General features: G+C 64.8%; 20 protein-coding genes. 15 read left to right on the forward strand and 5 right to left on the reverse strand.

Features of this window, described 5'->3' with window-relative positions; genetic code table 11:
- Positions 1 to 77: 77 nt before the first annotated feature.
- Complete coding sequence (locus ACU4E7_RS11105; protein WP_447021551.1) at positions 78 to 461, reverse strand: hypothetical protein; 384 nt, start codon at positions 459 to 461, stop codon at positions 78 to 80.
- A 507-nt stretch (positions 462 to 968) separates the two neighbouring features.
- On the opposite strand from ACU4E7_RS11105, the gene ACU4E7_RS11110 reads away from it, so the two are divergent.
- The 15 genes from ACU4E7_RS11110 (at position 969) to ACU4E7_RS11180 (ending at position 15488) form a co-directional block, all read left to right on the forward strand.
- Complete coding sequence (locus ACU4E7_RS11110) at positions 969 to 2195, forward strand: NAD(P)/FAD-dependent oxidoreductase (protein ID WP_447021552.1); 1227 nt, start codon at positions 969 to 971, stop codon at positions 2193 to 2195.
- A 44-nt stretch (positions 2196 to 2239) separates the two neighbouring features.
- Positions 2240 to 3481, forward strand: coding sequence for an aromatic ring-hydroxylating oxygenase subunit alpha (locus ACU4E7_RS11115; protein WP_447021553.1), 1242 nt, complete (start codon positions 2240 to 2242; stop codon positions 3479 to 3481).
- Positions 3478 to 4011 (forward strand): aromatic-ring-hydroxylating dioxygenase subunit beta, encoded by a 534-nt coding sequence (locus ACU4E7_RS11120; protein WP_447021554.1) that lies wholly within the window; start codon positions 3478 to 3480, stop codon positions 4009 to 4011. Before ACU4E7_RS11115 ends, ACU4E7_RS11120 begins: the two co-directional genes overlap by 4 nt.
- 28 nt (positions 4012 to 4039) lie before the next feature.
- Positions 4040 to 4801: an SDR family NAD(P)-dependent oxidoreductase gene (locus ACU4E7_RS11125; protein ID WP_447021555.1), complete on the forward strand. Its 762-nt coding sequence runs from the start codon at positions 4040 to 4042 to the stop codon at positions 4799 to 4801.
- Positions 4802 to 4823: 22 nt separating this feature from the next.
- Entirely contained in the window at positions 4824 to 5138 is a 315-nt protein-coding gene (locus tag ACU4E7_RS11130) for a non-heme iron oxygenase ferredoxin subunit (RefSeq protein WP_447021556.1), read from the forward strand.
- Between the two features lie 4 nt (positions 5139 to 5142).
- Entirely contained in the window at positions 5143 to 5865 is a 723-nt protein-coding gene (locus tag ACU4E7_RS11135) for a TetR/AcrR family transcriptional regulator (RefSeq protein ID WP_447021557.1), read from the forward strand.
- Entirely contained in the window at positions 5862 to 6758 is an 897-nt protein-coding gene (locus tag ACU4E7_RS11140) for a VOC family protein (RefSeq protein WP_447021558.1), read from the forward strand. The genes ACU4E7_RS11135 and ACU4E7_RS11140 overlap by 4 nt, the downstream gene beginning before the upstream one ends.
- Positions 6755 to 7612 carry a VOC family protein gene (locus tag ACU4E7_RS11145; protein WP_447021559.1) on the forward strand — a complete coding sequence of 286 codons (858 nt, stop codon included), beginning with the start codon at positions 6755 to 6757 and terminating at the stop codon, positions 7610 to 7612. Before ACU4E7_RS11140 ends, ACU4E7_RS11145 begins: the two co-directional genes overlap by 4 nt.
- Positions 7613 to 7773: 161 nt before the next feature.
- Entirely contained in the window at positions 7774 to 8598 is an 825-nt protein-coding gene (locus ACU4E7_RS11150) for an alpha/beta fold hydrolase (RefSeq protein WP_447021560.1), read from the forward strand.
- Positions 8595 to 9407 (forward strand): 2-keto-4-pentenoate hydratase, encoded by an 813-nt coding sequence (locus ACU4E7_RS11155; RefSeq protein ID WP_447021561.1) that lies wholly within the window; start codon positions 8595 to 8597, stop codon positions 9405 to 9407. The genes ACU4E7_RS11150 and ACU4E7_RS11155 overlap by 4 nt, the downstream gene beginning before the upstream one ends.
- Positions 9404 to 10345, forward strand: coding sequence for an acetaldehyde dehydrogenase (acetylating) (locus ACU4E7_RS11160; protein ID WP_447021562.1), 942 nt, complete (start codon positions 9404 to 9406; stop codon positions 10343 to 10345). The genes ACU4E7_RS11155 and ACU4E7_RS11160 overlap by 4 nt, the downstream gene beginning before the upstream one ends.
- Entirely contained in the window at positions 10345 to 11373 is a 1029-nt protein-coding gene (gene dmpG / locus ACU4E7_RS11165) for a 4-hydroxy-2-oxovalerate aldolase (protein WP_447021563.1), read from the forward strand. Before ACU4E7_RS11160 ends, dmpG begins: the two co-directional genes overlap by 1 nt.
- Positions 11370 to 12371, forward strand: coding sequence for an amidohydrolase family protein (locus tag ACU4E7_RS11170; RefSeq protein ID WP_447021564.1), 1002 nt, complete (start codon positions 11370 to 11372; stop codon positions 12369 to 12371). Before dmpG ends, ACU4E7_RS11170 begins: the two co-directional genes overlap by 4 nt.
- A 36-nt stretch (positions 12372 to 12407) precedes the next feature.
- A complete protein-coding gene (locus ACU4E7_RS11175) occupies positions 12408 to 14315 on the forward strand; it encodes a propionyl-CoA synthetase (RefSeq protein WP_447021565.1) in 1908 nt (635 codons plus the stop codon).
- 255 nt (positions 14316 to 14570) lie between these two features.
- The gene (locus ACU4E7_RS11180) at positions 14571 to 15488 is read left to right on the forward strand and encodes a LysR family transcriptional regulator (RefSeq protein ID WP_447021566.1); all 918 of its coding nucleotides are present in this window, start codon (positions 14571 to 14573) and stop codon (positions 15486 to 15488) included.
- Here ACU4E7_RS11180 and ACU4E7_RS11185 read toward each other — a convergent pair.
- The 4 genes from ACU4E7_RS11185 to trbF are packed head-to-tail and all read right to left on the reverse strand — an operon-like array spanning position 15452 to position 18547.
- Positions 15452 to 15709 carry a DUF2274 domain-containing protein gene (locus tag ACU4E7_RS11185; protein WP_447021567.1) on the reverse strand — a complete coding sequence of 86 codons (258 nt, stop codon included), beginning with the start codon at positions 15707 to 15709 and terminating at the stop codon, positions 15452 to 15454. The genes ACU4E7_RS11180 and ACU4E7_RS11185 overlap by 37 nt on opposite strands.
- A gap of 2 nt (positions 15710 to 15711) precedes the next feature.
- Positions 15712 to 16884 carry a TrbI/VirB10 family protein gene (locus tag ACU4E7_RS11190; protein ID WP_447021568.1) on the reverse strand — a complete coding sequence of 391 codons (1173 nt, stop codon included), beginning with the start codon at positions 16882 to 16884 and terminating at the stop codon, positions 15712 to 15714.
- Entirely contained in the window at positions 16884 to 17861 is a 978-nt protein-coding gene (trbG, locus tag ACU4E7_RS11195; RefSeq protein WP_447021569.1) for a P-type conjugative transfer protein TrbG, read from the reverse strand. Before trbG ends, ACU4E7_RS11190 begins: the two co-directional genes overlap by 1 nt.
- Positions 17858 to 18547, reverse strand: a complete 690-nt coding sequence (gene trbF, locus ACU4E7_RS11200; protein WP_447021570.1) for a conjugal transfer protein TrbF — start codon at positions 18545 to 18547, stop codon at positions 17858 to 17860. The genes trbG and trbF overlap by 4 nt, the downstream gene beginning before the upstream one ends.

The following is an 18547-nucleotide window of genomic DNA, read 5'->3' on the forward strand; positions in this document are numbered from 1 at the left end:
TGTCCCTTTCGCGAGCAGTGCCTTTGGCGCCTTCGGGCCTGGACGCCCGTGTGGAGAAAACGCGTCGCCGAAATGCTCTAGGCGCGCTGATCCAGGGGGATAGCCCGCATGGCGAGGCTGAGAAGCAGCACTGCTCCAAGTCCCAGCCCGCCATAGGCCAACCGTGTGTTTGCGTTGGCATGGAACAGCGCGAAGATCGTATCCCCCGGCGACAAGGCGCCGGCCAGTGCGAGACTCACAAAAACCGCCGCCGCGATGGACAGCCCAGCCAGCGGCCGGCCCAGGAGCCCGAGCAGGCACAGGACGAGGCCGACGCCGAGAGCGAGAATGTCATTGGGCTGGTTGGCATCGAACATTGCCCCGGTGCCAATGTAGGCGTTGGGCACGTAGCTGGCGGTATACCAGGTGCCGATGAAGAACAGGCCCGCAAGGATGATGAGCACAGAAAAGGCGGTCCGCATCTTTCTTCCCTATTGCGTCTGCCTGGCGGAATTTTCCCGGCCGTCGTCCGAGCTGTGACATCCGCACAGGTCTCTTGATCGTTTAGCTCCGCCGGTCCTCCATGAGTGGTCCGGCACGGGCCAGACTGGCGCCAGGGCCTCGGCATCGCCCCGACCGAAAGTACAGTGACTGTCCCGCGAAATCGGCGCGTGTTGGATCGCGCTGAACCCGCCCGAACGTCGGGGAGCTGCCCACCGTCTCTTCGGAGCTGATGGGCAACAAAAATCATTGGAGGAGACGGGCTGTGAGAGGCTATCGCCAAATCAGAAGCTATCGGTCATTTGCACTATTTAACGACACAGTTGTTGTGGCGAATTCGTTCAACTGTTCGACAAACCGTATGTACGCTTTTTAAGCGAGCAGAAGTGGCCTAATATAAATATATATATCTATAAATATTACATGGAAACCACTCCTGGCGCCGTGCCGGAGCGAAAGCTTCATGTGCGGCCTGAACGGAAACGGTAATGACGTCATCTCAGAACCAAGCTGATGGACGCGATCGGATCGTCATTGTCGGCGCCGGCCAGGCCGGTGCCCGCGCTGCCGAAGCACTGCGGACGGCAGGCTACAAGGGATCTATTGCTCTCGTCGGCGACGAGATTCATCTGCCCTATGAGCGCCCCCAGCTGTCCAAAGAGGTTCTTCTGAAGCCGGAAGAGCCCGTCGTTCTGGTCAAGACCGCCGAGGCGTGGCGCGAGATCGGCGTGGACGTTTATGTCGGGGCGAAGGCGGAAGCCGTCGATGTGGAACATCGCATCGTGCGCCTCAGCGACGGGCGTGAACTGCAATACGACAAGCTGCTGCTGGCCACGGGAACCGTCGCCCGGCACCTGCCGGTCTTGGAGGCAGGACCTGTTCCCGTGCGATATCTGCGCACCATCGAAGACGCCGTTTCCTTGCGGGAGGCTCTCATCCCAGGCGCCCATGTGGTTCTGATCGGCGGCGGGGTGATCGGGCTCGAGGTGGCGGCGGCCGCCGTGGCTGCCGGGGCAAGCGTAACTGTGATCGAGGCGGGTAAGACCCTTCTCGCCCGGGCTCTGCCCGGCGTCGCCAGCGATTTCTTGCTGCAACGGCATCGCGCCGCGGGTGTTGATTTCCGTTTCGGGGTGACCGTATCCGCGGTGGAAGACGGCGGGCTCGTGCTGTCCGATGGCTCACGGGTGCCGGCAAGCGTGGTGGTGGTTGGCATCGGGGCCGAGCCGCAGACGGCGCTTGCGGTGCAAATGGGGCTCGATGGTCCGGACGGAATCAAGGTGGACGCTTGCGGCCGCACGCCCATCGATGGGGTTTTTGCCGCGGGCGACGTAACGCTCCAGCGCTGTTCGCGTACCGGCCGGTGGCGCCGGGTGGAGACCTGGGCCAACGCGCAGAACCAAGCCATTGCCGCCGCCAAGACCATGGCGGGGATCGAGACACCATATGACGATCCGCCGTGGTTCTGGAGCGACCAGTACGACGTCAATCTCCAAGTTGTCGGCGACATGGGGGCGGGAGACCTCATCGCCCGGGGAGATCTCGCTTCGGACCGTTTCACACTCGTCGCGGTCGAGGATGGTGTCGTGCGCGGCGGCGTGACCGTGAACCGCCGCCCGGACATGGCGGCGTTGAGAAAGCTCGTTGCGTCAGGTCATCGGGTCACACGCGATGACCTCGAAAACCCAAAAGTCGACCTGCGCAAAATCGTCAACTGAAGTCCAACGGGGAGGTCCCTATGTTCATCGCACCAGGAGAAGTCGTGAGGATCGATCCGGAGCTGCAGAGTTTCTGTGTGGCGCGCCGGGCTTTCGCGGAAGAGGATATTCTTGCTGCCGAGCGCGAGAACATCTTCAATAAGTGCTGGCTTTATCTCGGCCATGAGAGCGAGCTGAAGAAGCCTGGTGAGTTTCTGACGCGCTCGGTGGGCGGCCGCGAGATTCTCTTGACCCGCGATGCCAAGGGCGAGCTCCACGCTTTGCTCAACACCTGTCCCCACCGCGGCGCGCGCGTGTGCCGGGAGCGCAGCGGCAGCGCCAAGTCTTTCCAATGCTTCTACCACGGCTGGGTGTTCGGGCTCGACGGCGCGCTGCGTAATCTGCCGGGCGAGGAAGGTTATCCGGCGGGCTTTGCCGCGCGGGCGACGTCCCATCTGCAGCCGGTGCCGAAATTCGGCAATTACCGGGGCTTCCTCTTCATCTGCTTCGATCCGAAGGCCGTCTCGCTGCCGGATTACCTTGGCAACGCGAAGGACTATATCGACCTCGTGGCCGATCAGTCCGAGGCCGGTATGACCATCGTCGGCGGCACGCAGGAGTATTCCATCCGCGCCAATTGGAAGCTGCTCACCGAGAACAGCTTCGACGGCTACCACGCAGCCACCAACCACGCCACCTATCTTGACTATCTTCGCAGTAGCACGGGTGGGCTCGTTCCCGTCAAGCTGGAGGGCATCGCGCGAGACCTCGGTAACGGACACGGCGTCGCCGAATATAGCGGCCCGTGGGGGCGCCCCATCGCGCAGTGGATCCCGGCCTGGGGCGACGATGGCAAGGCGCGGCTCGACGCCATCTATCGCGGGCTGGTGGACCGGTTCGGGCCCGAGCGCGCGCAGCGGATGGCCTTCACCAACCGCAACCTGCACATCTTCCCGAACCTCGTGATCAACGACATCATGGCCATCACGGTGCGCACCTTCTATCCGGCCGCGCCGAACGCCATGAACATCAATGCGTGGGCGCTGGCGCCCGGCGACGAGGCGCCGGTGGACCGGCAGACCCGCCTGTTCAACTTCCTCGAGTTCCTGGGGCCGGGCGGCTTCGCCACGCCCGATGACATCGAAGCCCTGGAGCAGTGCCAGGCGGGCTTCTCCAATCGTGGGGAAGTGGGCTGGAACGACATCTCCAAGGGCATGGGCAAGAACGTGCCTTCCTATGACGACGAAGCCCAGATGCGCGGCTTCTGGAACGAATGGAACAAGCGCATGTCGGGAGCAAGGGCATGACCACCTCCGTCTTGAAACCCGTCCTCGTCCCATCCGCGGTCACGACGGCAACGCTCTCACGCGCTGATGTGGAAGATTTCCTCTTCGTCGAGGCTGATCTCATCGATACGTGGCAATTGCCGGCCTGGCTCGAACTGTTCACCGAGAACGGCGTCTATTACGTTCCCTCGACGGACGTGGCGCCGGATGCGAGCCCGGACGACAATCTGTTCTACATCGCCGATGATCGTTTCCGCCTCGGCGAGCGGGTGAAGCGGCTCATGAAGCGCACGGCCCATGCGGAGTTCCCCCGCTCGAAGCTGCGCCATCTGGTGAGCAATGTCCGCATTACCGAGCGCAACGAGGATGAAGTGCGGGTGACCTCCGCCTTCATCACCCACCGCACCAAGGACGGCGTCACCGACGCCTATTTCGGCACCGGGCTCTATCGCCTCGTGCTGGGCGAGGGACGCCTGCGCATCCGGGAGAAGCGCTCGATCCTGAGTTCGGACGGTCTGCGCACCCAGGGGCGCGTCAGCTTCATCCTCTGAAGGCGAGAACGGAACTCAGGAAATCTCCATGTCCGGCATGTTTCAAGACCAGGTGGTGCTCATCACCGGCGCGGCACGCGGCATCGGGTTCGCCATTGCCGAGCGCTTCGCCCGCGAGGGTGCCGCGCTCGCACTGTCGGATGTGGATGCCGACGGGCTTGCCGGCGCGAGCGCCAAGCTCGCGGAACGCCACGGGCGTGAGGCCGTTGCGGTGCCGGGCGATCTTTCCCAGGAGGATGTGAGCCGGGCTCTGGTGGACCGCACCGAAGCGGCGTTCGGCGCCATCCACATCCTCGTCAACAATGCGGGGGGCGGGGTCATCCGCCCCTTTCTCTCCCACACGCCAGAGACGCTGAAGGCGACGGTGGATCGCAATCTGTGGACCACTTTGTGGGCCTGCTGGCACGTGCTGCCGATCATGCGCCGGCAGGGCTACGGCCGGATCGTCAATCTCGGCGCGGATTCCGTGCGCAACGGGCTGTGGGATCACGCCGCCTACAACGCGGCAAAGGGCGGTGTGCATGCGCTGACCACCGGGCTGGCGCGGGAGTTCGTCGGGGACGGCATCACCGTCAACACGGTGGCGCCGTGCGCGGTGAACACGCCGCAGTTGGATGCCTTCGTCGAGAAGGCGCCGGAGCTCGCGGCAAAATTCCTGAGCGTCATCCCCATGGGACGCGCGGCGGAGATGGACGAGGTCGCCTCCATGGTGAGCTACCTCGCCTCGAAGGAGGCGAGCTTCGTCACAGGACAGGTGATCAGCGTCAACGGCGGCAGCGCGATGTTGTGAGCAGGCAGAGATGCGGACAGACATGACTGAACTGGTTCCCTTTTTTCCGGCGGCAGAGCTCGAGGTGGGAGAAATGCGCCAAGTCCTCCTGCCTGACGGCACGGCGGTCGCGCTCTACAATGTGGACGGGCGCATCTATGCGACCGACGATTGCTGCTCCCATGGCGCCGTATCCCTCAGCGAGGAAGGAACGCTCACCGGGGCGACCGTTGAGTGCAGCTGGCATTTCGGCACGTTCGACGTGACCACCGGCGCCGCCACCGGCATGCCTTGCGAGATCCCGTTGAAGACCTATGAGGTTCACATCAAGGACGGTATCATCCATGTCGAAGTCTGAGACCATGGTGCAGTCGCGCCGGGTCAGCGGCGTGGACGCCTCCGGCGACCCGGAGAGGACGGTGCCGCGACGCCCCGTCCGCCGTGCCCAGGCGGAGCGCAGCGATGCGACCAAGCGCCAGATTCTGGAGGCCACCGCGCGCCTCATCGTGCGCAAGGGCTACTCCGAGCTGCGCGTCGCCGATGTGGCGAGCGAAGCCGGCGTGTCGGTGGGCGCCCAGTTGCACCATTTCCCCAGCAAGGATGCTCTTCTGGTCGCGATGATCGAGCACGCCTTCGCGCAGGCCGCGGTGGCGGGTCAGTTGCGGGCGGCGTCCGAGGGGACGGTGCGGGAAAAGGTGCGCGCAATCATCGATGACGCGAAGTCTTTCTTTTTTAGCGAGCATTTTCTCATCGCCACGAATATCGTCCTGTCCACGCGATCATCGGCGATCCGCGACGAGGTGCTCGAACTCTCCAGGCGTTCGCGTCTTCCGCTGGAAGACGCCTGGCGGGATGCCATGATCGCTGCGGGCATTCCCGAAGATCTTTGCGCCGAGCTTTTGACGCTCACCTTGTGCATCATCCGCGGCTTCACCGTGCGCCGGCTATGGGACGATGACGCCCTCTGGCAGAGCCAGTGCCTCGCCTTGTGGGAGGATATGATCGAGCTTCTGCTTGCGAGCCGGGAGCGATCGGCTGAACACGCAAAGGCCGGGCGCGGCCGGGTAAAGGGCGCGAAGCCATGACGAAGCCACTCCTCCAAACCATCGCCTATGTCCGTCTGCCGGCCCGGGATGTCGAGGCGAGCGCATGGTTCGCCGCCGACCTCTGCGGCCTGGAGCGCAGTGTCGTATCCGGAGAGGATGCCGCATTCCGCGCGGACGAACGGTACCAGTCGCTAGTGTTCCTGAAGGATAGGAACGCCGTGGGAACCGTCGGGATCGAGCTTTACGACGAGGACGCCTTCACGCGCGCGGAGGCCGTGCTGCGCGACGCTGGGGCGGAGGTTGCGGTCGCAGACGCCGAGGCTTGCGCCGCGCGCGCGGTGCGCCGCGCCCTGCTGACCCGTGATCCTTCGGGCAACCCCGTCGATCTCGTATTGGGGCCACGCCTGACGGCGCGTCGCTTCTTCCCAACCCGGGACTGCGGGGTGCGCGGCCTTCAGGGCGCTGGGCTGCGCAGCACGAACATCACGACGGATGTCGCCTTCTGGACGGATTTGCTCGGAGCTCGGGTCGCCGATCGCATCGGGGATATCACCTATATTGGCATGGATGAGAGTCATCATCGCCTTGTTCTCTACCCCGCCGCGCATTCCGGCCTGTTCAACCTGGTTATGGAAGTCGAGTCCCTCGATCTTCTGATGCAAAACTACTATCTGATGCTGGAGCGTCAGGTGCGTATTCATCAGGGTCCGGGCCGGGATGTCGCTTCGGGACAGGCCTTCATGCATTTCGCCGGACCGGATGACGTGGTCTTCACCTTGGCGACCGGCGTGCCGCGGGCTGATGGGGCGAGACGGCCGCGGCAGTTCGAGCGCAGTCGGGAAACCCTCTGCGCCTGGGGCAGCGAATGCCTCGACCTGCCCGAGCTCGCGGCAGATGGACCATCCATTCATGTGCAAAGGAGAGCGTCATGATCCAGTTGAAGGACCTGACCTATGTCCGGCTCGGCACCCGTGACCTCGCTGGTGCGGAGGATTTCTCAACCCGTGTCATCGGCTTGCAGGTGGGCGCGCGGGCCAAGGATGCGATCTACCTGCGGTCGGACCAGCGTGCCCATTCCCTCTGCTATTTCGAGGGCGATCCCGGCGAGCAGGTCGTGGGCTTCGAGGTGGACAACGAGGACGCCCTGACCGGCGCGGCCGATGCGCTCGACCGCATCGGGCACCCGGTGCGCCGCGGCACCGCTGAGGAGGCTGAGCAGCGCTGCGTGACGTCTTTCATCGCCTTCCAGGATCCCACCGGCAACCGCATCGAGCTCGTCACCCGCCCGGCACTGAGCGGCCGGCGCTACTTCCCCAGCCGAGATGCCGGCATTACCGGCTTCAACCATGTGGGCCTCTTCTCCACCGACGTCGTGCGGGACGAGCAGTTCTGGACCACGGTGTGCAATGCACGTGTCAGCGACAGGATCAGCGACATCCCGTTGATGCGTATCAACGCCATTCATCACACGCTCGCATTGGTGAAGTCGCAGCATGCCGGCATCCAGCATATCAACCATCAGGTCGAAACCATCGACGATGTGCTGAAGTCTTTTTACCACCTCGGCAATTTGAGCGTGCCCATCGTCTTCGGCCCGGGCCGCCACCCCACCTCCGGCGCGCGGTTCCTGTACTTCAAGGGGCCGGACGGGATGGTGTTTGAATATTCCTGCGGTGTCGGTGAGATCGAAGACGAGGCCAGCCATCGCCCCCGTCAATTCGGCCTTGAGCCCACCAGCTTCTGCATGTGGGGCGCACGGCCGGGCGGCCTGATCCCGGGGACCTGACCCGGATCCGCGACGGCTTGGGCTGTCCGTTACGAGGGGATTCAAGCGTTGAAAATGAGCCTTCCCGGCGGGCCGGCGAAGGACGGGAGAACTTTGTCTGTCCTGGCTCGTCCAGGTGCCCCCGTGCGCCCTGAGGAGCCTCATCCATGAGGAGGAATGCCGTGACGGCGCACACACCGGAAATTGCTGCATTCGTGAAGACCGGAGCCTTCAACACCAACTGCCACGATGTGGGGAGCGGGAAGCCTGTCGTCCTCATCCATGGTTCCGGTCCCGGTGTCACCGCCTGGGCAAACTGGCGGCTCGTCATTCCGGAGTTCGGAAAGTCGATGCGCGTCATCGCTCCCGACATGGTGGGCTTCGGCTATACCGACCGACCGGACGGCATCAGCTACACGAAGGACACCTGGGTACAGCAGGTGGCTGATCTCCTCGACGCGCTTGGCGTCGCCCAGGCTGATTTCATCGGCAATTCCTTCGGCGGGGCCATCTCCCTCGCCTTCGCTTTGCGCTATCCCGACCGGGTCGGCAAGATCGTGCTCATGGGCAGCGCGGGCCTGAGCTGGCCGGTCACCGAGGGCCTTGAGGCGGTGTGGGGTTATGAGCCTTCCATCGAGGCTATGAAGGGTCTCCTCGACATCTTCGCCTATGACCGCACGCTGGTGACCGACGAGTTGGCGAAGCTGCGCTACGAGGCCAGCATTCGCCCCGGCTTCCAGGAGTCGTTCTCCGTCATGTTCCCGGCCCCGCGCCAGCGCTGGCTCGATGCGCTGGCGACCTCGGAGGAGGAGCTCAAGGCGCTGCCGAACGAGGTTCTCATCATCCATGGACGGGAAGACCGGGTCGTTCCGCTCGGATCCTCTCTGCGGCTGCACCAGCTCATTCTCAAGTCCCAGCTCCACGTCTTCGGCCAGTGCGGCCACTGGACCCAGATCGAGAAGACGAAGGAATTCATCCATCTCGTCGAAAACTTCTTCACAGCATGAACTCCGGACAGGCCATGACCACACAGCTTCAGGAGGTTGCTGACCTCCTTCACGCGGCCGGCGAAAGCCGCCGTGCCCTGGAGCCGATCCATGCCCGCATCGGCGCGGGCGATCTCGATCGCGCCTATATCGTCCAGAACATCAACGTGCAGCGGCGCGAGGCCGCCGGCGGTCGGGTGGTCGGGTGCAAGATCGGTCTGACTTCTGTGGCGGTGCAGAAGCAGCTCGGCGTCGATCAGCCCGACTTCGGCGTCCTGTTCGACGACATGGCGGTGCCCGACGGCGGCGAGGTGCCGCTGGGCAAGCTGATCCAACCCAAGGCGGAGGCGGAAGTCGCGTTCGTCCTGGGCCGGGACTTGACGGACGACCACATCACCGCGGCAGACATGATCCGCGCGGTGGAATTCGCCCTCCCGGCCATCGAGATCGTGGATTCGCGCATTGCCGACTGGCGCATCAGCATTGTCGACACCATCGCGGACAATGCCTCGTCGGCACTTTACGTGCTCGGTTCGTCGCCGCGCCGGCTGGAGGCGTTCGACGTCGTCGGCTGCCAGATGACGTTCCAGGCGGATGGCAAGGACGTGTCGTCCGGCTCCGGCCATGCCTGTCTCGGCAGCCCGATCTCGGCTGCGCTCTGGCTGGCGCGGACCATGGCCCGCATGAGTCGTCCCCTCAAGGCAGGGGACACCATCCTGTCCGGAGCCCTTGGCCCCATGGTTCGGGTTGAGTGGGGCCGCCGGATGGAAGCGCACATCTCCGGCCTCGGCTCGGTCCGGGTGTCGTTCGCCACGGAGACCAACTCATGAAGAAGATTTCCTGCGCCATCATTGGGTCTGGGAACATCGGCACCGACCTGATGATCAAGATCATGCGCACGTCCCGGCATCTTGAGATGGGCGCCATGGTGGGTATCGACCCCAAGTCGGACGGCCTCGCCCGGGCGGCGCGCCTCAACGTGCCGGTCACCCACGAGGGCATCGAGGGGCTCCTGAAGCTGCCCAACTACAAGGACATCCGCATCGTCTTCGACGCCACCTCGGCGAAGGCGCACATGCACAACAACGCACTGCTCCAGAAGGACGGCAAGAAGGTCATCGATCTCACCCCCGCCGCCATCGGCCCCTTCACCATCCCGGTGATCAACGGCGAGACCAATCTCGACGAGCCGAACGTCAACATGGTCACCTGCGGTGGCCAGGCGACCATCCCCATGGTCTATGCGGTGAAGCGGGCAACGAAGCGCCTCGTCTATGGCGAGATCGTCGCCTCCATCTCCTCGAAGTCCGCCGGGCCCGGCACCCGCGCCAACATCGACGAGTTCACCGAGACCACGTCGAAAGCCATCGAGGTGCTGGGCGGGGCCGAGCGCGGCAAGGCGGTGATCATCCTCAACCCGGCCGAGCCGCCCCTCATCATGCGCGACACGGTCTTCACCCTCTCCCAGGGCGGCGATCGCGAGGCCATCGCCGCCTCCGTCGCGGAGATGGCCGTCGAGGTGCAGAAATATGTGCCCGGTTATCGACTGAAGCAGAAGGTGCAGTTCGAATCCATCGGCGGCAACGCGCCGCTGCGCATTCCAGGCGTCGGCCCCTGCGAAGGCCTCAAGACCACCATTCTTCTGGAGGTGGAGGGCGCTGCACACTACCTGCCGGCCTATGCCGGCAACCTCGACATCATGACATCCGCCGCGCTGACCACCGCCGATCGCTGGGCCGGCAGCGTGCTTGCCAAGGAGGCCGCGTGATGGCCCGTCCGAACCCCGACAAGCTCTATATCCAGGACGTCACCCTGCGCGACGGCATGCACGCCGTCCGCCACCAGTATGACCTGGAGACGACCCGGGCCATTGCACGCGCCCTCGACAGGGCGAAGGTGGATGCCATCGAGATCAGCCACGGCGACGGCCTCAGCGGCTCGACCTTCAACTACGGCTTCGGCGCCCATGACGATGCCGAATGGATCGCCGCGGTGGCGGAGGAATGCCAGCATGCGGTGGTCACGGTGCTGCTGCTGCCCGGCATCGGCACGGTGCATGACCTGAAGCATGCCTATGAGGCAGGAGCCCGCTCGGTACGGGTGTGCACCCATTGCACCGAGGCCGATGTGTCGCGCCAGCATATCGAGGCCGCACGCGAGCTTGGCATGGACACCGCCAGCTTCCTGATGATGGCCCACATGATCCCGGCCGAAGCCCTCGCCGAGCAGGCGAAGCTTATGGAGAGCTACGGTTCGGAGTGCATCTATGTGACGGATTCCGCCGGCGCCCTGTTGCCGGAGGACTATACGCTGCGGGTGAAGACGCTGCGGGATGCACTGAAGCCCGGAACGGAGATCGGGGTCCACACCCACCACAACCTCACTCTGGGCGTCGCTAATGCGGTCGCCGGCATCGAGGCGGGGGCGGTGCGGGTGGATGCGTCGCTGGCCGGCATGGGCGCCGGCGCCGGCAATGCGCCGCTGGAGGCGCTCATCGCCGTGCTCAACCGCAAGGGCATCGACACCGGCTGCGACCTCTATGCCTTGATGGACGCGGCCGACGACCTGGTGCGCCCCCTGCAAGACCGTCCGGTGCGGGTGGACCGCGAGAGCCTCGCGCTCGGCTATGCCGGGGTCTATTCCAGCTTCCTGCGCCACGCCGAGAACGCGTCCAGGACCTATGGCGTCGATACCCGCGAGATCCTGGCCGAGCTCGGCCGCCGCCGCATGGTGGGCGGGCAGGAGGACATGATCATCGACGTGGCGCTGGACATGCAGGCAGGCGCCGGGAAATGACCGGCGCCGTCGACATCCATGCCCACGTGGTGCCGGCCGACTTCCCCCGCTATGCTGGCCGGCACGCCGACCACGCTTGGCCCTCCATGTGCCCTGTGGGCTGCGGACACCGGCACATTATGATCCGCGGCAGCGTCTTCCGCACGGTCTCGGAAGGGTCCTGGGATGCGGCGCGGCGCATCGCCGACATGGACGCCGCCGGCATCGCGGTGCAGGTGCTTTCCCCGATGCCGGAGCTGTTGTCCTACTGGTTTGACGCGGACGACGCCGTGGCCATGGCCGAGGTGGTCAATGGCACCATTGCCGACATGGTCGACGCCCGGCCGGGCCGCTTCACCGGGCTCGGCATGGTGCCGTTGCAGGCGCCGGAGCGTGCCGTGGAGGTCTTGCAGGCCCTGATGCGAGATGGCCGGTTCCGGGGAATCGAGATCGGCACAAACGTGAACGGGGTTCCCATCGGCGACGCGCGTTTCGCGCCCCTGTTCGCCGAGGCCGAGTGCCTCGGGGCGGCGGTGTTCGTGCACGCGCTTCACCCGGTGGGCGACGAGCGACTGGTGGGCCCGGCGCTGCTCAAGGCCATCGTCTCCTTTCCCTGCGAGACCGCCTTCGCGGTAGCGAGCCTGATGACGGGTGGCGTCCTTTCGCGGCATCCGGGGCTCAGGATTGCCTTCAGCCATGGCGGCGGCGCCTTTGCCAGCGTCCTTCCGCGCCTGCAATACGGCTGGGAGACCCTGAAGCCCGTCGGCGGCCTGATGGCGGAGGCGCCGCGGGATATCGCCCGGCGGCTCTATTGCGACACCCTGGTCTACGACGCGCCCACGCTGCGCCATCTCGCCGATGTGTTCGGGCCAGACCGTCTCCTCGTCGGCACCGATTATCCTTTCGACATCCAGGATCGCGATCCCCTCGGCAGCTTGGCCGCTGCGGGTTTTTCCGAAGATGTCCGCGATCTCGTCACCCGCCGGAATCCTGCCCGCTTTCTCGGGACCGGCGATTGACCCGCTCAACACAGAAAAGAACGCAGAGGATGCCCCATGGACAGCCGCTATCACGAGATCTATGCGCGCTGGCGTGCCGAGCCGGAGGCCTTCTGGCGCGAGGCGAGCCGCGATGTCGCCTGGATCAAGCCGCCTCAAACCATCTTTGATCCCGCCTCGGGGGTCTATGGCACCTGGTTCCCGGACGCCACGTGCAACACCTGCTACAACGCCATCGACCGGCACGTGGAGGCCGGACGCGGCGACCAGGCAGCCCTGATCTACGACAGCCCGCTCACCGCCCAAATGCGGCGCTTCACCTATCGCGAGCTGCAGGAAGAAGTCGCGGTGCTGGGTGCCGTCCTTCAGGATTTCGGTATCGGCCCGGGCGATCGCGTGGTGCTCTACATGCCGATGGTTCCTGAGGCGGTGTTTGCCATGCTTGCCTGCGCACGCATCGGTGCCGTGCATTCGGTGGTGTTTGGAGGATTTGCCGCCCACGAGTTGGCCAAGCGTATTGACGATGCGACGCCCAAGGCTGTGCTTACCGCCTCCTGCGGTCTCGAGCCGGGGCGCATCGTCCAGTACAAGCCGCTGCTCGACATTGCCATCGATCTTGCAGCCACCAAGCCTGACACCGTGCTGCTGCTGCAGCGCGAGCAGAGTCAGGCAGAAATGAAGGCTCCCCGGGACCACGACTGGGCCGAGGCGGTCGCCTCCGCGCGTGCCGCCGGACGGCGGGCGCCGTGCGTCGAGCGGCGCGCCAGCGATCCGCTCTACATCCTCTACACCTCGGGAACCACCGGCGTCCCCAAGGGGGTGGTGCGGGATAATGGCGGGCACCTCGTGGCCCTCCACTGGACCATGAGCAATATCTACGGAATCGCGCCAGGTGAAGTGTTCTGGGCCGCCTCGGACATCGGGTGGGCGGTGGGCCACAGCTACATCACCTATGCCCCGCTGTTCTATGGCGCGACGGCCCTGCTTTATGAAGGCAAGCCTGTGGGAACGCCGGATCCCGGGGCCTTCTGGCGGGTGATCGCCGAGCACAAGGTGGCGAGCCTGTTCACCGCGCCCACGGCGCTACGCGCCATCAAAAAGGAGGACCCGGCCGGAACGCATCTGCAGCGCTACGACATTTCCAGCCTGAGGTCCCTGTTCCTCGCTGGCGAGCGAGCCGATCCGGACACCGTCCAGTGGGCCGAGGGCATGCTCAAGGTGCCGGTGATCGATCATTGGTGGCAGACGGAGACCGGCTGGCCGATCGCCGCCAACCCCGTTGGTCTCGGACTGTTGCCGGTGAAGCACGGATCGCCCACCGTTCCCATGCCCGGCTACGACGTGGTGGTGGTGGATGATGCGCACCAGGAAGTGGGGCCGAACACGATGGGCTCCATCATCATCCGGTTGCCGCTTCCGCCCGGAAACCTGCCCACCTTGTGGGGGCACGACGATCGCATGAGGACCAGCTACCTCGAAGATTTTCCGGGCTTCTATTCCACGTCGGACGCGGGTTTCAAGGACGAGGACAGTTATCTTTACATCATGGGCCGCACCGACGACATCATCAATGTTGCCGGCCACCGCCTGTCCACCGGCGGCATGGAAGAGGTCGTCGCCTCCCATCCGGCGGTTGCAGAATGCGCGGTCGTCGGCGTGAGGGACGCCCTGAAGGGCGAGGTGCCCTGCGGCTTCGTGGTCCTGAAGGCCGGGGTCGATCGTCCCCACGAGGAGATCGAGCGGGAGGTGCTCGGCTTGGTGAGGGAGCGAATTGGCGCCGTCGCGGCGTTCAAGATCGCCATCGTGGTTCCGCGCCTCCCCAAGACGCGTTCGGGGAAGATCCTGCGGCGTTCTATCAAATCCATCGTCGACGACGGGCAATGGAGCGTCCCCGCGACGATCGACGACCCTGCCATTCTAGATGAGATCGCCGGCCTCGTGCGTCCGAAGATCTCCGGACCATAGATGTGAATGGGGCAGGCGCTACACGTTAGCTAAAAATATCAGAGACCAATAATAATCATCTTACGCTCATATTGGGTTGGTGCGATTATGTATAAAATACAATTGATGTAATAATTATGTTTCGCACCAGCTAAGCCGATATATAATTTGTAATTCTTAGTGGAGGCGACTATATGTTATCGTATACAATATAGTTAAGTTATATATAGATATATGTACAATATAAACTTACATAGTGCATATTGGATATATGCCATGCCAGTTGAGCTTCGTGATATGCGCTGGGCAATCGTAGCTGCCGAGCATAGCAGCTTGAGGCGAGCAGCGGAGGCACTCAATGTCCGCGAGTCGACCCTGAGCCGTCGCCTCCGGGACCTTGAATACCGCCTTGGCGCAGAACTGTTCGAAAGGAGCTCGAATGGAACGTGTCTCACTGCTGCCGGTGAGGAGTTCATCGCGGCTATAAAAGAAATTCTAGCGGAGATAGATGTAGCGTCTGAGCGGATCAAAGCGCACGGGCGAAGCGAGAATGGTGATCTCGTCATTGGCATTTGCATGGCCTTCTCCGTGGGCAATCTTCGGGCGGCACTTGAGGAGTACAACCTCCGGCATAGTGGAGTGAATGTTCACTGCGCTGACGGATCGCGCTCCCTGCTGTTTGCAGCTCTCAAGTCGGGGAGCATTGACGTCCTCTTCTCCGCGGAAGGGCGTTCAGCTTGGGGTGGGGCCCTGCTGCCCCTTTGGAACGAACGGGTTATGGTCGCACTGTCGGGAGACCACGCCCTTTGTGACAGCCCCATTGTTCGCTGGCCAGATCTCTCTGGAGCACGCTTCCTGGTCAACCGGCGCGATCCGGGGCCGGACTATGAGACGATGCTGCGGGCAAGGCTTGGTGACCGGCGCGGCTGCGCTTTCGTCGGCCATGATGTTAGCCTGGATCGCTTGTTGGCGCTTGTCGCAGCAGGTCTCGGGTTGACGCTGGTCTCAGAAGGTGCGACCGGGATTATCCATTCTGGGGTCACCTATCGCGAATTGCACGATGACGACGGTCCAGTCCGCATCCGGTTCGCCGCCTATTGGAAAGAGACCAACCGCAATCCCACGCTGCGTCCCTTCCTCGACCTGCTGCGCGAGCGTTATTCCGACACGGCTCCCGCCTTATTATCGGAATGAGCGATCGGCCCGCGCTTGGCCTTGGCGAAACCACGATCCGTGGAGATGAACCGCTCCAGCATCGGAGCGATCAGCCGAGACGGATCACCGACTGGCTGTCCCGTCTCGCGGGCCAACACCTGTGCATAGGCAACCAGGTCGCGATAAAGCGCGGCGGGTAATTCCAGCGCGACCTTGACCGGCTTGTCGTCGGCAATCGGACCCAGCTTCAGCTTCGTCATGGTCAACCTCCATAGGGTTCCAGGACCAAATCACGCGGGACGATGACCCGGACAGGAAAGCCCGGCCGGATCGTCAGCGTCGGCGGCACGTTGAGCTGCCGGCGGATGATCTGTTGGCCGGCATCGTTGATGGTGTCCTGGCCTCCGTTGCGGATTGCGCGCAAGAGACGGTCCTCATCGTCGACGGCAAGCTCGGCGCCAACGCTGAGAAGAGTGGACATCGCGGCGGCCTTGGCGAGTTCCCACCAATGGTAGTCGACGCCGTCCTCGAGGCCCGCATAGCCCTGGGTGTCGGCGCCGGGCTGGCGCTCCAGCACGATCGAGCGCCCATTGGGGAAGATCAGCCGGTTCCAGACCAGCAGGACGCGACGCTGGCCGAAGCCGACATCGTCGCTGTACTCGCCGACGAGGCGGGCGCCCTGGGGAATGAGGAGGATCCGTCCCGTCGGGCTGTCGTAGATGTGCTGCGTCACCTGGGCAGTGATCTGGCCCGGCAGGTCCGAGCGAATGCCGGTGATGAGCGCGGCCGGGATGACGGCGCCCGCCTGAAGCACATAGGGCGAGGTCGGCGCCATCACCCGATCCGGTGCGACGGTCCGTCGGTCGACCGCGGCATTGAGGAAGTTGAGCTGCCGGTCCTGCGCGGACGGGGCCGGGGGCAGGCCATTCAAGCCCGGGACGCCCATGCCAGAAGTGCCGGCAAGCGCGGATGCCGGTGCCCCCGACCTCGGCTCGGTCTGGAAGAACACCCGGGAGGTCCTGGCAGCCTCCTGTTCGGCATGGCGGCGTTGCTCCTCCGGATCGACGGTGGCGGCCGGCATGGCCGGCGGCACGACCGGCTGCCCACGGCTCTGGGCATCAACGATGGGCCGCCCGAGGTCCCCTGGCAGCGGCGGCCCGAGGATGGGCCCAGTATAGTCGCGCGGCAGGCCAGCAAGGCCATCCGCGGTCGGCCGGTTCTCGGTGGAGTAGAGCTCTTCCGAGCCCGTTCCGGCATTGCGGGTCTGCAGGGCGTAGATGAGCGCTCCGCCCAAACCCAGGCCGGCCACTAGGCCGACGCCGGCGAGCACCTTGCGGGAGATGCGGGTCACGCGTGGAGGCTCTGCCCGCAGACGCATGGGCGCGGCGGCCTCCTCGGATGGCCGGTCCTGAACGGGCGTGGGGGTGTCGGTCATCAGGCGGGCCTCCCGTCGGTGCGCACGATCCGAACCTTCTGCTGGCGTTCGCCGCTGCCGAGGCGCAGCTCGGCGGCACCAAACAGGCGGTCGACGATCAGGATGTTCTGGTGGATGCGGCTGTTGACGATCTGCGCCTCGCCCTCGGGGCCGATGACGAAGAGGGGCGGCATCTCGCCCTGCACGATGCCGCGCGGGAAAACCACATAGACCCGTCGGCCGTCGTCATAGATTTCGTCCGGCCGCCATGGTGGCGTGTCGCCGGTGAGGCCATAGCGGTAGTTGCGCGCCTCGAGCGCGGGGATGAGCGGGGCCGCGGGAACAGCCTGCCGCTGGGAGGCCGGCGGCTGGGGATAGGCCCAGGCCACCGCCGGCATGTACGGCTTCTCGCCGGAGCGCAGCTCGATCATGTAGGTGCGCCGGTCGGTGGTGAGGACGAGGTTGGTGGTGATGTCCGGGCGGGTGGGCTTCACCAGCACGTGGACCCGCCGGGTCACGCCGGACCCGCTCTCGGTGTCGCCGATGACCCAGCGGGCCGTGTCGCCGGCGGCGATGGGCCCCGAGCCGGTCAGGCTCTCGCCGGGCTCGAGCCCGATGTCCGTGATCTGCCCGGGCGCCGCATAGACCTGGTAGAGAGCGCCTTCGCTGAAGGGGAAGATCTGGATGGCGTTGTAGTAGCCCTCCTTCTTCGGCTCGACGCGGGCAGCGGCATTGGCGTTCTCCACCCGCGCGGTCGGCGCACCGGCGGCGGCGCCTCCCCGGCTCGGAGTCCAGGCCGGCGGGATATGCAGCGGCCTCGGACGCCCATCGGCGATGGCGGGAATGGCCGGCAGCGGCGGCACGTCTGCATCGTAGCTGATCTCGGGCGGCTTCTGTGCTGTGGCGCACCCGGCGAGCGCCGATGCGGACAGGAGCAAAGCCGCCAATACGGGACTGCGGAAACCCGTGCTTCCGGCTTTACGGACAGGCGGTGTCATTGGGCAAGCTCCCGCGACCAGCTGATGGCATGAACGAAGATCCCCAGCGGATTGGCCCGTAGCTTCTCGGCGTCGCGCGGCGGCTGCACCACGAGGGTGAGGATGGCGGTCCAGCGGGTGGTGTCGGCCAGCGCCCCGTCCTGGTAGCGGCGCTCGCTCCAGGCGACGCGGAAGGAGTCGCCCGAAGCACGGATCACGCTGGAGACGTCGACGGCGATCTGCTGCTTGCCTACCTTGGTGAATGGGTCGTTGGAGCGGGCGTAGTCGTTGAGGGCCTGGGCTCCGCGGTCGGTGGTGAACTGGTAGGCCCTCAGCCAGTTCTCCCGCACGATGACGGGATCTGCCGGCACGCTCCGCACCTGTTCGATGAACCGCGCCAGGTGCCAGGCGATCTGTGGATCGCTCGGCCGATAATCGGCCGTAGCAGCGGCGACGGTTTGCGCCTGGCCAAGCTTGTCGACCTGAACCACCCACGGTACGACAGTGCCGCGGGCCGATTGCCAGACCAGGGCCGCCGCAAAGCCTCCAGACAAGATCAGGCAGCCGAAGGCCATGAGGCGCCAGTTCTTGGCCTGGACGCGGGCGGAACCGATCCGTTCGTCCCACACCTGGGCGGCGCGCTGGTATGGCGTCTCCGGCTGCGGGGTCGTGCCGTAGTGGACGAAGGGTCGCTTGAAGAGGCTCAT

This window comes from Xanthobacter sp. ZOL 2024, from assembly GCF_052932325.1.